The 11997-nt window shown below is 70.2% G+C and carries 12 protein-coding genes and 1 riboswitch; of the genes, 4 read left to right on the forward strand and 8 right to left on the reverse strand.

Annotation, left to right across the window (positions count from 1 at the left end; genetic code table 11):
• Nucleotides 1-6: 6 nt before the first annotated feature.
• The 6 genes from DC434_RS07530 to DC434_RS07555 form a co-directional block, all read right to left on the reverse strand.
• Complete coding sequence (locus tag DC434_RS07530; RefSeq protein ID WP_116634643.1) at nucleotides 7-414, reverse strand: NUDIX domain-containing protein; 408 nt, start codon at nucleotides 412-414, stop codon at nucleotides 7-9.
• Nucleotides 407-1771, reverse strand: coding sequence for an FAD-linked oxidase C-terminal domain-containing protein (locus tag DC434_RS07535; protein WP_116634644.1), 1365 nt, complete (start codon nucleotides 1769-1771; stop codon nucleotides 407-409). Before DC434_RS07535 ends, DC434_RS07530 begins: the two co-directional genes overlap by 8 nt.
• A 10-nt stretch (nucleotides 1772-1781) precedes the next feature.
• On the reverse strand, nucleotides 1782-2153 hold the full coding sequence (locus DC434_RS07540; protein ID WP_116634645.1) for a YrdB family protein: 372 nt from the start codon (nucleotides 2151-2153) through the stop codon (nucleotides 1782-1784).
• Between the two features lie 9 nt (nucleotides 2154-2162).
• Entirely contained in the window at nucleotides 2163-4259 is a 2097-nt protein-coding gene (locus tag DC434_RS07545; protein WP_116634646.1) for a sigma-70 family RNA polymerase sigma factor, read from the reverse strand.
• A gap of 465 nt (nucleotides 4260-4724) precedes the next feature.
• Entirely contained in the window at nucleotides 4725-5894 is a 1170-nt protein-coding gene (gene nagA / locus DC434_RS07550; RefSeq protein WP_116634647.1) for an N-acetylglucosamine-6-phosphate deacetylase, read from the reverse strand.
• Nucleotides 5891-7402: a beta-N-acetylhexosaminidase gene (locus DC434_RS07555; protein ID WP_116634648.1), complete on the reverse strand. Its 1512-nt coding sequence runs from the start codon at nucleotides 7400-7402 to the stop codon at nucleotides 5891-5893. Before DC434_RS07555 ends, nagA begins: the two co-directional genes overlap by 4 nt.
• A 104-nt stretch (nucleotides 7403-7506) precedes the next feature.
• Between DC434_RS07555 and DC434_RS07560 the strand changes: the two genes are divergently transcribed.
• The 4 genes from DC434_RS07560 (at nucleotide 7507) to DC434_RS07575 (ending at nucleotide 10551) form a co-directional block, all read left to right on the forward strand.
• The gene (locus DC434_RS07560; protein WP_133192790.1) at nucleotides 7507-7833 is read left to right on the forward strand and encodes a hypothetical protein; all 327 of its coding nucleotides are present in this window, start codon (nucleotides 7507-7509) and stop codon (nucleotides 7831-7833) included.
• Nucleotides 7830-8231: a PIN domain-containing protein gene (locus DC434_RS07565; RefSeq protein WP_116634650.1), complete on the forward strand. Its 402-nt coding sequence runs from the start codon at nucleotides 7830-7832 to the stop codon at nucleotides 8229-8231. Before DC434_RS07560 ends, DC434_RS07565 begins: the two co-directional genes overlap by 4 nt.
• Before the next feature lie 50 nt (nucleotides 8232-8281).
• A riboswitch (ZMP/ZTP riboswitch) is annotated at nucleotides 8282-8366 on the forward strand.
• A 35-nt stretch (nucleotides 8367-8401) separates the two neighbouring features.
• The gene (gene glyA / locus DC434_RS07570) at nucleotides 8402-9676 is read left to right on the forward strand and encodes a serine hydroxymethyltransferase (RefSeq protein WP_116634651.1); all 1275 of its coding nucleotides are present in this window, start codon (nucleotides 8402-8404) and stop codon (nucleotides 9674-9676) included.
• Nucleotides 9673-10551, forward strand: a complete 879-nt coding sequence (locus DC434_RS07575) for a bifunctional methylenetetrahydrofolate dehydrogenase/methenyltetrahydrofolate cyclohydrolase (RefSeq protein ID WP_116634652.1) — start codon at nucleotides 9673-9675, stop codon at nucleotides 10549-10551. Before glyA ends, DC434_RS07575 begins: the two co-directional genes overlap by 4 nt.
• Before the next feature lie 75 nt (nucleotides 10552-10626).
• Here the strand turns inward: DC434_RS07575 and DC434_RS07580 are convergent, their stop codons facing one another.
• Nucleotides 10627-11181, reverse strand: a complete 555-nt coding sequence (locus DC434_RS07580) for a hypothetical protein (RefSeq protein WP_116634653.1) — start codon at nucleotides 11179-11181, stop codon at nucleotides 10627-10629.
• A gap of 54 nt (nucleotides 11182-11235) precedes the next feature.
• Nucleotides 11236-11958 (reverse strand): DUF6882 domain-containing protein, encoded by a 723-nt coding sequence (locus tag DC434_RS07585; protein ID WP_116634654.1) that lies wholly within the window; start codon nucleotides 11956-11958, stop codon nucleotides 11236-11238.
• Nucleotides 11959-11997 lie beyond the last annotated feature (39 nt).

Here is an 11997-nt window from a genome sequence, read left to right on the forward strand (position 1 = left end):
AGCGCCCTAGCGCGCCTGCGCCGGCCAGGCGATGGGCAGCAGATGCTCGAGGCTGAGCGGGGCGAGCGGCAGCGTCGCGACGTCAGACGGAGTGATCCAGCGCAGTTCGGCGAGCTCGGCCTGCACCGACACCGCCTCGGGGTCGATCGAGGTCGCGAACGCCTCGGCGACCACACGATGACCGGGTTCGTTGGCCGCCTCGGAGATGAACGTGCCGAGCGGCTGGAGGTCGGCCTCGTCGAGGAGCAGCCCGAGCTCTTCGTGCAGTTCGCGGATCAGCGTCTGCGCGGCGGATTCACCGGGCTCCGGCTTGCCGCCGGGCTGCATGAACCTCGTCGTGCCCTGCTTGCGCACGACGAGCACGCGCCCGTCGTCGTCGACGATCACGGCGGCGCTCACATGGATATCAGGCATCGGGCTCGAAGACCTTTCCGGGATTGAGGATGCCGAGCGGGTCGAACACGGCCGCGATCTGCCGCTGCAGCCGCCACTGGTCGTCGCCGAGCTCATCGGCGAGCCAGCGACGCTTCAGCACGCCGATGCCGTGCTCGCCGGTCAGGGTGCCGCCGAGGCGGATCGCCGCGCGGAACAGCTCGTCCGCGGCCGCCCAGACGTGCGCCGGAGTCTCGGACCCCTCGAAGATGAAGTTCGGATGCAGGTTGCCGTCGCCGGCGTGGGCGACCGTGGGGATCGTGAGCCCGAAATCGCGCTCGATGCGCGCGATCTCATCGAACATGGCCGGCATCGCACTGCGCGGCACCGAGACGTCTTCGATCAGCGTGGTGCCGAGAGAGGCCATCGCCGCGTGCATCGAGCGCCGGATCGCGAGAAGCCGCTCGCCGTCCTCGCGGTCGCGGGCGACGGTCGTGAGCCCGCCGTGATCGCGCAGGATCCCGGCGATCGTCTCGGCCTCCGCGGCGGCCGCGGGGCCGTCGGTGCGGATGGTGAGCTGGGCTGCGCCGACAGCGGGGGCCGGCAGATCGAGCAGGGCGTGGACGGCGGCGAGGCTCGCGGCATCCATCAGCTCCATGATCGCCGGCTGCACGCCGGCGGCGGTGACCGCAGCGGATGCCGAGGCCGCGGCCCGCACGCCGGGGAAGGTCGCGGTGAGGGTGCAGACGTCACCCGCGACGAGGCGGCGCAGCTTCAGCGTGGCGCCGACGACGACGCCGAGCGTGCCCTCCGAGCCGATCACCAGCGAGGTGAGGTCGAGGCCCGTCACGCCTTTGACGCTGCGGTGCCCGAGGTGCAGCAGGCGGCCGTCGGCGAGCACCAGGTCGACGCCGAGCACTGCGTCGCGCACGACGCCGTACTTGGCGCAGAGCAGTCCGCCCGCGCCGGTCGCGATGTTGCCGCCGACGGTCGAGATGTCGCGGCTGGCGGGGTCGGGCGCCCACCACACGCCGGAGACCGCGAGACGGTCGTTGAGGTCGGCGTTGAGGATGCCGGGTTCGACGACGGCGAGCAGGTCGTCGGGGCGCACCTCGAGGATCGCGTCCATCCGACGGGTGGAGAGCACGATCTCTCCTTCGCCGGCGTTGGCCGCACCGGCCAGCCCCGTGCCCGCGCCGCGGACGATCACGGGTGTGCGGGTGGCGGTGGCGATCCGCATGGTCTGCTGCACGTGGTCCACGGTCTCCGCGTGCACGACCGCGAGTGGGCGACCGACGGCGGCGTGCCCGGAGCGGTCGGCGCGCGCCTCCTCGAGCGTCGCATCGCTCACGTCGACGAGCGGGCCGAGCGCCTCCTGCAGCAGCGACAGTGCGGTCATGACCGCGTCTTCACGACAGGGCGCGTCGACCGCTGAGGACGCCGGTGACGATGGCGACCAGGGCGAACGCGGTGCCGATGAGCGCCTGGCCCATCGACCACCAGGCGATCGTGACGCCCACGTAGATGAAGAGCTCGACGGCGGCACGGAGGAATGGGTGCACTCGCAGAACAGGGCGCGGGGAGAGGAACAGAGCCCACACCAGGAGGACGACGACCGGCGCACCCACACCGGTGATGACGTTCCACGGAAGCGACCAGCTGGCGAAGCCCCACAGGGCGAGGGATGCCACCGCGACGACCAGCACGACGGCGCGGACGATGTCGAGAGCGGTGATGACCGGACGGTCGACGCCGGGGACGGGTGCGGAATCCTGGGGCATGCTCCCAGTCTATTCGGCGGGTGCGGACCCCTCGGTCGTGGCGAGGGCCTCGTCCACCGGGGCGAGGACGGCGTCGACGGTCGGTGTCGGCTCGACGACCGCGGGTGCGGACTCGACAGGGGCAGGTTCCGTCTCGACAGGGCCCGGTTCCGTCTCGACAAGGGCGGGATCGGTCTCGACCGGAGCCGGAGCCTCCTCCGCCGAGGCGGGGGCGACCTCCACCGGGGCGGCCGTCTCGACAGGCTCTCCGGCAGGGACGCCTGCGGCGCTGTCGTCGAGGGGCGTGGCTTCCGCGACCGGAGCCGCATCCGCGTCGACGAGGAGGGGATTGCCCAGTGCGCGCAACGTCGTGTCGGCGGAGGGGCCGATGCCGTCGGCGAGCACGTAGCGGAAGGTCACCGTCGTGTCTGATGCGAACACCAGCTGGGCCAGACCGGGCCGCAGATCGATCGTTCCCTGGCCGAGGGAGTCGAGAACGATCTCGTCTCCTCCGCCACGGCTCCCGTCGAGCAGCGCCTCCACGGTCGCTCCGGGAACGCCCGTGATCGGCACGCTGTAGTGGATGCGCAGACCTTCGAACCAGATCGTGGCGGCGGACCAGGAGGGCGCGGTGGTCGGCACTCCGGGGTCTGTCGGATCGGTGGGATCGGTCGGGTCCGTGGGATCGGTCGGGTCTGTGGGATCGGTGGGGTCCGTCGGGTCCGTGGGATCGGTCGGGTCCGTGGGATCGGTCGGATCGGTGGGGTCCGTCGGGTCCGTCGGGTCCGTCGGGTCCGTGGGATCGACGTCGTCCTCCGGGTCGGGAGCCGTCACCGGAGGCGCCGGCGGGGCGACGACCGGGCCGTTCTGCTCCGGAGTCGACCGCACCGCGGTCTCATCCGCCGGCGGGGGCGGCGTCGCGTCGGGCTTCGTCACCGGCGCGATGACGACCGGCTCTTCGAGGTTCAGCGACGCGTCGGGTCCGACGTCGGACGTGATCGACGACGAGTCCGCGTCGGCGGCACTGGGGAGGGAGGTCGATGGATCGGCGCCCGCCAGGCCGGGGATGATCGTCGCCGCGGCGACGACGCCGGCGACGACCAGAGCAGCCGAGCCCGCGCCGACGAGGGCACCCATCCCGGTGAGCACGCCGCCGGAGGTGCCGGCACCGGTCGCGACACCCGCGCCGCCGCCCGCCGTGCCGCTCGAACCGGCTGCACCGCTGCCGGCGCCCGCGCCGAGGGCAGCGGCGCCGGGGTCGCCGGCGAAAACGCTGCCGGGGATGCTCGAGGGCATCGCGGCGAGAGCGACGATCGGCGTTCCGCCGCCCTGCAGCGTGGCGAGGTACCCCGCGGCGCCGGTGACGCCCAGCACGAGAGGCAGCAGGACGAGGGCGAGCCGCTTCGACACGTCTTTCGCTTCGGCGGCGACGATCATGCAGCGTGCGCACTCGTCGAGGTGGAGCTCGAGTCGCTTGTGATCACGTGTGCCGAGGTTGCCCCGCGAGTATGCGCCGAGGTGCTCGATCGTCCACTGACAGTCCGACCCCTCAGCGGCGCTGCGCAGGTGAGCCTGGATCCACGCCTCACGAAGACCTTCGCGGGCCCGGAAGGCCAGCTGCGAGACGGCGCCGGACTTCATGCCGAGGAGCGGGCCCACCTCCTGCGGCTTCATCTGCTCGATCTCGGTGTACCAGAGCACCTCCTGCCAGCGGGAGGGAAGGCTGCGGAAGGCCTGCGCGGTCAGGCTGCGATCGAGTGCCTCGTTGGCTGCCTGGTCGGTGGTGTCCGGGTCGGCGACGGTGTCGAGCTCGTCGATCGCGGTCTCCCGACGCGACCGGCCCCATGCTGCCGCCGTGTTGCGGATGCTCGTGAACAGGTAGGCGCGGAACGACCCGTTCGGGCCGCCGCCCTTGATGATCGCCTGATAGATGCGCGTGTACGACTCCTGCACGAGGTCGTCGGGGTCGATCGACGACGTGATGGAGCGCGCGACGGACAGGCCGGACGGGTAGTGGCGTCGCCAGAGCTCACCGAAGGCCTCCGTGTCGCCCGAGCGGGCGCGGAGGATCAGGTCGGCGTCGCCGATCGGTTCGTCGTGGTGTGAGTTCTGTTCGTGCACTGTCATCCATCGCTCCTGGGGCGCAGGAACGCCTCCACAGGAAGAGACGCGCGAGAGTGGATCTCATCACGCGTCTTTCCATTCTCTCCCGGATCTCCCAGCTTGGCCACCCCTCGGCGGGATCTCGCCGGCAGATTCTTTGCGTGGATAAATCCCAGGTCTGGACTAATTTCCCCGGATCGTCGAGAAAAGAATCCAGGAAAATCTGAGAAGTCGCGTAATGAATCGGCGTCGGCGTCGTCTCATCCCATAGAGACAGCCGTACGAATTCCACCGGGGGGCGGAGTTCAGGCGCTGGTGCGAGGGGCAACTGCACCGGCTGGGTGGGTCGAGAGCCTCGGGGGAGGAGTTCTCGGCCCCCCTCTCTGTGAGGGGATGAGGCCGCCGATCTGGGGAGAGGCGGCCTCCCGCCCCATCATCGGATCGACCGGAGTGCTCAGAGCTGCGCGTCGTCGCGAGATGCGGTTCCTGTCAGCGGAGCCGCGGTCCCACCCAGACACGCGCGACGCGCAGTTCTGCATCCAGCAGCACCGCATCCGCGGTCATGCCGGCGCGGAGGCTGCCGAGCACGGCGTCGCGGCCGATCGCCCGCGCCGGCGTCTCGGTGAGTGCTCGAACGGCCTCCGGCAGCACGGCACCCGCATCGACCGCTCGGCGCAGCGCCACGTCCTGCGTCAGGGTCGAGCCCGCGATCGAGCCGGTGTCGTCGGCGCGGGCCACGCCGTTCTCGACCGTGACGCTCACGGCGCCGAGGTCGTAATGGCCGTCGGCGCTGCCGGCGGCGGCCATCGCGTCGGTGATCAGTGCCACGCGTCCCGGAGCGGAGTCGAAGATCAGCTTGATCACGTGAGGATCGAGGTGCACGTTGTCGGCGATCGCCTCGAGGATCACGCGGTGATCCGCCGCGGCGGCGAGCACGGGACCGGGTGCGCGGTGGTGGATGCCCGGCATCGCGTTGAACGCATGCGTGAGGATCGATGCGCCCGCTTCGAAGGCGGCGACCGCCATCGTCGCATCCGCGCTCGTGTGGCCGACCGCCGCTGCCGAGCCTGCGGCGACGATCTGTCGGATCGCGTCGAGTCCGCCCGGCAGCTCCGGGGCGATCGTCACCTGACGGACGGTGCCGCGCCCGGCTTCGAGGAGGCGGGCGACATCATCGGCCGCCGGTGCCCTGAGGAGCGAGGGCTCGTGGGCGCCGTGGTGGGCGGGATCGAGGAAGGGACCCTCCAGGTGCGTGCCGAGGATGTCGGCATCCATCTCCATGAGGTCGGCGATCGTGGCGACGCTGCGGGCGAGATCGTCCAGGGGTGCCGTCACGAGCGAGATCACCGCGCGGGTCGTACCGTGAGCGCGATGCAGGGCGCGCCCGGTGCGGATGGCCTCCACGCCGTCGTCGAACGCGGCTCCGGCTCCGCCGTGCCCGTGGATGTCGACGAAACCGGGGGTGAGCACGGCGCCGGGGCCGGCGAGCTCGGCGGCGTCGATCGTCTCATCCGCGGGTTCCCAGGTCGTCCCCGTCCCGCGTCCGACGATCTCGCCGTCCGCGAAGCGGACCCAGCCGTCTTCGACGATCTCGCCGCGGTCGACGATGCGGGCGGAATGGATGACCAGCGAGCCGGTCGCGGAGGAGTGGATGCTCAACGTTCGCTCCAGGGGATCTCGTCGGCGGGGTGGAAATCGACTCCCTCAGCCTTCCACAGCGGGGCGAGGGAGCCGAGCCGCTCGCGGAACGACGACCAGACGCGGTCGGGCGCCTCCTTCGGCGACCATGCGATCTCCGCCTGCGCGGCGGCGCGCGGGAAGACGAGCTTCTCGACGTCGCTCAGCGTGCGCGTGGTCTCGGACCAGAGCGGAGCCTCGATGCCGAGGATGGCGGCATCCGGGATCTCGAGTACCGCGGTCGGCTCCCATTCATAGGCCGAGCGGACGTCGATGATCGCCGCCCAGGTCAGTCCGAGGGGGAAGTCCTCCGAGTACTTCATGTCGAGGTAGGCGACGTCGGCGGCAGACATGATCAGCGCGCCACCGCGTTCGACGAAGTGGGTCGCCTCCTCGGCGTGGGTGCCCTCCGGCGTCGTCTTGCCCCAGTACTGGCCGACCGTTCCCTCGGCGATCTCGGCAGCTGAGCCCATCTCGTGCCAGGCGACGGGCGTCTTGCCCTCGTCGAAGACGATGGCGGTGACGCGTTCGGCGAACAGGTCGAAGTCCGCCTGCGGGGTGCCGAGCGATTCGTCTCCGCCGACGTGGATGTACGGTCCGGGCGTGAGCTCGGCGAGCTCGCGGACGACGTCGCGGACGAACTCGTAGGTGCGCTCCTCGTGGATGCGCACGCTGGAGTGGCCGACGCCCCAGCCCAGGTACGTCTCCCCGGCGACGGGCAGCGGCTGCCCGAGTCTCGCGGATTCGGCGACGAGGCCGTCGTTCAGCACCGGCGCCTCGACGAGATCGGGGTAGGCGACGCCGATGGCGTGCGTGTGGCCCGGCAGGTCGATCTCGGGGATCACGATCATGTGGCGCTCTGCCGCGTACGACACGATCTCGCGGTAGTCGTCCTTCGTGTAGAAGCCGCCGGGGTGGCCGTCGACCGAGGTGGCGGCGGAGAGCTCGGTGAGGAGCGGCCACGAGTCGATGTGGATGCGCCAGCCCTGGTCGTCGCTCAGGTGCAGGTGCAGGTGGTTGAACTTCAGCGCACTGGTGCTGTCGATGAAGGTCTTCACCTCGGCCACGTCGAAGAAGTGCCGGGCGACGTCGAGCATGACGCCGCGACGACCGAACCGCGGAGCATCCTGCACCTCGGAGCGCAGGAAGCCCCATCCGCTCTCGTCCTCGCGGAACAGCTGCAGCAGGGTCTGCACGCCGTAGAACAGGCCGGCCTCGTCGGCGCCGACGACGACCGCGCCGTCGCCGACGGAGAGCGTGTAGCCCTCGGCGGCGGCCACGGCCGGGTCGACGCGGAGCTCGATGTCGGCCGTGGCCGCGTCCGAGAGAGGAAGGCGGATGCCGCTGCGTCGCTCGACCGCCTCGATCAGCTGGGTCGCGGCGGGGGAGGGGCCGAGCACACGCGTCGTCGCGGTGATCGGCATCCGTCCCTCTCCTGCGGTGGCGGACACGGGCGCTGGCACGAGCGGAAGGGAATGGGTAAAGACCATGAACAAAACCTACCCGGCGGCAGCATCCAGCGGAATGGTGGAGGTCGAATCGATTCTGTGGACAACCTCCGCGGCGATGCGTCCTCCCCCGCTACCGTCTCCCCATGCTGAGATCACAGACCGTGCATGCAAATGTGCATGCTAATATCCGTCGCATGGTGGCGATTCAAGTGCGCGACGTGCCGGACGGGATCCGAGACGATCTGATGCGCGCAGCGCGCGAGCGGGGGCAATCCCTGCAGGTGTTCCTCCGCGAAGTCCTGGAAGTCGAGGCGAGGAAGTCGAGAAACCGTGAGTTCCTCCGTGCGATGGTGCCGATTCCGGTCTCCGGAGAGATGTCCTCCGACCGCATCGCGGAGCTGATCCGCGAAGGCCGGGACGAACGTGACGAACGCATCATGGACGTGCTGGGCACGCCAGCCGATTCGTGATCGTTCTCGACGCTTCGGCCCTGGTCGAGGCGATCACCGACCTCGGTGATCGAGGACAGCAGGTGCGTGAGGTCATGATGGGTGATGGTGACTGGGCGATGCCCGCGCATGGTCCGACGGAGGTCGCGAACGCCCTTCGAGGGCTGCGTCTCGCCCGTCTGACGACCGATGCGGAGTTTCATGGACAGCTTGCGCTGCTTCAGCGGATGGAGCTGGTGTTGTTTCCGGTGTCGCCGCTCCTCGGGAGAGTCGCCGACCTCGCCATGAATGCCGCGGCCTACGATGCGGCGTACCTTGCGCTGGGAGAGGTGCTCGAGGCCAGGGTGCTGACGATCGACCGCAAACTCGCCACGGTCCCGGGCGCCCATGCCGACGTCCACGTGGTACCGGTCGGATGATCTCGCAGCGTCGTCGCGGGACGCGGCGTGCAGCGGCGATCCGCTATGCTCGTAACCGTCGCAACTGGCGTCTGGGTGGACTACCACCGGGGAGCGACTGACCACGGAATTCGACCGCGCGCCTGGGCCGATCGGTACACCCTTCGAATCCGTCGTCAGAGGAGCATGTCATGACCGACCGTTACTTCAACGCCCCGCTTTCCGAGGTCGATCCCGAGATCGCCCAGGTGCTCGACCGCGAGCTGAAGCGTCAGCAGACGTTCCTCGAGATGATCGCCTCCGAGAACTTCGTGCCTGTCTCCGTGCTGCAGTCGCAGGGCTCGGTGCTCACGAACAAGTACGCCGAGGGATACCCGGGCCGTCGCTACTACGGCGGCTGCGAAGAGGTCGACGTCGCCGAGTCGCTGGCGATCGAGCGGGCCAAGAGCCTGTTCGGCTCGGAGTTCGCCAACGTCCAGCCCCACTCGGGTGCCTCGGCGAACGCCGCCGTGCTGCACGCGATCGCCCGCCCCGGCGACACGCTGCTCGGACTGTCGCTCGACCAGGGCGGCCACCTGACGCACGGCATGAAGATCAACTTCTCCGGCCGTCTCTACGACATCGTCGCGTACGGCGTGAACCCCGAGACCTCCGTCATCGACATGGACGAGGTGCGCCGGCTCGCGATCCAGCACAAGCCGAAGGTGATCATCGCCGGCTGGTCGGCCTATCCGCGAACGCTCGACTTCGCGGCGTTCCGCGCCATCGCCGACGAGGTCGGCGCGCTCCTCTGGGTCGACATGGCGCACTTCGCCGGTCTCGTGGCCGCCGGCCTGCACCCGAACCCGGTGCCGCACGCGCACGTCGTCTCGTCGACCGTGCATAAGACCATCGGCGGTCCGCGCTCGGGCTTCATCCTCACGAACGACGCCGATATCGCGAAGAAGATCAACACCGCCGTGTTCCCGGGCCAGCAGGGCGGTCCGCTCATGCACGTGATCGCCGCCAAGGCGACCGCGTTCAAGCTCGCCGCCACTCCCGAGTTCGCCGAGCGTCAGGAGCGCACCCTGCGCGGTGCCGCTCTCATCGCGGAGCGCCTCTCGCAGCAGGACGTGAAGGATGCCGGAATCGGCGTGCGCTCCGGCGGCACCGACGTGCACCTCGTGCTCGTCGACCTGCGTGACGCCGAGATCGACGGCAAGCAGGCCGAAGACCTGCTGCACGACATCCGCATCACGGTGAACCGCAACGCGGTGCCGAACGACCCGCGTCCGCCGATGGTCACCTCGGGTCTGCGCATCGGCACGCCGGCGCTCGCGACCCGCGGCTTCGGCGACGCGGAGTTCACCGAGGTCGCCGACATCATCGCGCTCGCGCTGATCCCCGGCGCCGACGTCGAGGCGCTCCGTGCGCGCGTGGACGCGCTCGCCGCGGCCTTCCCGCTCTACCCGGACCTGCAGCAGTGACCGCTGTCGTCCTCGATGGCAAGGCGGCCGCTGCCGAGATCCGCGCCGAGCTGACGGAGCGGGTCGCCGCGCTGAAGGAGAAGGGCGTCACGCCCGGCATCGCGACCGTGCTCGTCGGCGCCGACCCGGCATCGCAGCTCTATGTGGGCATGAAGCACCGGCAGTCCGAGGCGATCGGGATGAACTCGATCCAGCGCGAGCTGCCCGCGGATGCCACCCAGGCCGACGTCGAGGCGCTGATCGACGAGCTCAACGCCGATCCGGCGTGCCACGGCTACATCGTGCAGCTGCCGCTGCCGAAGCACATCGACACCGACGCGATCCTCGAGCGCATCGACCCGGCGAAGGATGCCGACGGCCTGCACCCGACCAACCTCGGTCGGCTCGTGCTGAACGTGAACGCACCGATCCACACGCCGCTGCCGTGCACCCCGCGGGGCGTGATCGAGCTGCTCCTGCGCAACGACTACGACCTCACGGGCAAGCACGTGGTCGTCGTCGGACGCGGTGTCACCATCGGACGCTCGATCGGTCTGCTGCTGACGCGACGCGACCTGAACGCGACGGTCACGCTCACGCACACCGGCACCGTCGACATGCCGCGCTACCTGCGCGAGGCCGACGTCATCGTCGCGGCAGCGGGGGTCAAGCACCTCATCCGCGCCGAGGACGTCAAGCCCGGCGCGGCCGTGCTCGATGTCGGCGTCACGCGGGAGAGCGACCCGGAGACGGGCAGGAGCCTCGTCTTCGGCGACGTGCACCCCGACGTCGCCGAGGTCGCCGGCTACCTGTCGCCGAACCCGGGTGGTGTCGGCCCGATGACGGTGGCCCTGCTCATGACGAACGTGGTCGAGGCGGCCGAGCGGGTCGCCTAGCCCAAGCTCCCGTCGCAGAGAGGCACCCATTCCACCGTGGATGGGTGCCTTCTCGCGATCGGAGCGGGCTCGGAGTCAGCCGAGTTCGTCGAGCATCCGCCGCTGCTCGGGAGTGAGGCCGTCCTTGAGCTCGTCGCGGGCGGCCGTCGTCTCCGGCGTCTCGGGGGCAGGGGCGGATGCCGTGGGCTTCGCGCCGCCGCCCTTGACGCGCGCCTGGACGACGTCGTAGATCTCTCCGGCCTTGGCATGGAGCTTGTCGTCGATCTGGTCGTAGACGACCCAGCCGAGCAGCAGGATCAGCGGCGGGATGACGTAGCCCCAGAAGCTCGTGGAGCGCACGCCGCTCAGCCACACCGTGAGCACCCACACGATCAGCTCGACGATGTACACGAGCACGTACTGGACGACCTTCTCGCCCGTCTTCGTGCGGTCCGCGGCCGACTTCGCGGCAGACCGTCGGAAGACGTTCCGCAGCAGCGGCTTCACGAACAGGGCCGCGAGCGTCAGGATGATGGCGGCCCAGAGCGCGTTCCATCCGACGGAGACTCCGCGCAGCAGCAGACCGATGAGCAGCAGGACCGCGACGTTGAAGACGTACAGCGATACGAACCGGACGATTCCGTTCTTCATGCGACCAGAGTCCCACACCGGGCCTGATCCCGCAGGTGCCGCGCCCGCGTCGGATCAGGCCTGCGCCTGGAGCGACCCCTCGATCCCGCTGATCCGCGCCTGCTCGTCGAAGCGGAACGTCGCCGAGCCCGAGGCGTCGACGACAGAGGCTCCGGAGAACGCCTCATCCGTCCAGGTGAGGGTCCAGCCGGCGAGGCGGGCGAGGTCCCAGACGGACGTGCGGGCGTCGGTGAGGGCCAGGCCCGAGAGGATGCGGGGGAGCGCGATGACGGCGTCGGACACCGTGAGAGGTGGGAGCGGCGCGTCGAGGAGGAAGACGGCTCGGGTGCCGCCGCCCACCGGCGCGGAGTAGTAGGGCGAGCGGCCGGTGAGCTCCACCGCGACCCCGCCGACCACGTGAGCCGCCTGGGCGATCCATGCCTCGTCCGCGGCCGCGTCTGCCGGGAAGGGGACCTCGGGGGCGGTGAGATCGGCGATGCCGTGCTCCGCCCCGTAGGAACGCAGCTGTGCGGCGATGCCCTGGGCATCGCCCTGCGGGTGCGCCCAGGCCCACAGCATCGACCGTGGCCCCGGGGCGATCGTCGCGATCAGGTGCGCCCGCGTGACGAGCTGGCGAGAGGGGTCGGCGTTCGCCGTGAAGGTGATGGTGCCCGCGGCCATGTCCGCGTCCCAGCGGTGCTCACCCAGCGCGTCTGCCGCGGCGGCGAGAGCGTCCTGGCGGAGCGCGGTGAACAGGGCGGCACGGTCGGCGAGGGGCTGGAGCGCGGCGAAGGTCATGCTGACAGTCTCGCCCGGATTGCTATGAATACGCCAGAG

Origin of the sequence: Microbacterium sp. TPD7012, from assembly GCF_003075395.1 — a bacterium.
In the GTDB taxonomy this organism is placed as follows: Bacteria; Actinomycetota; Actinomycetes; order Actinomycetales; family Microbacteriaceae; genus Microbacterium.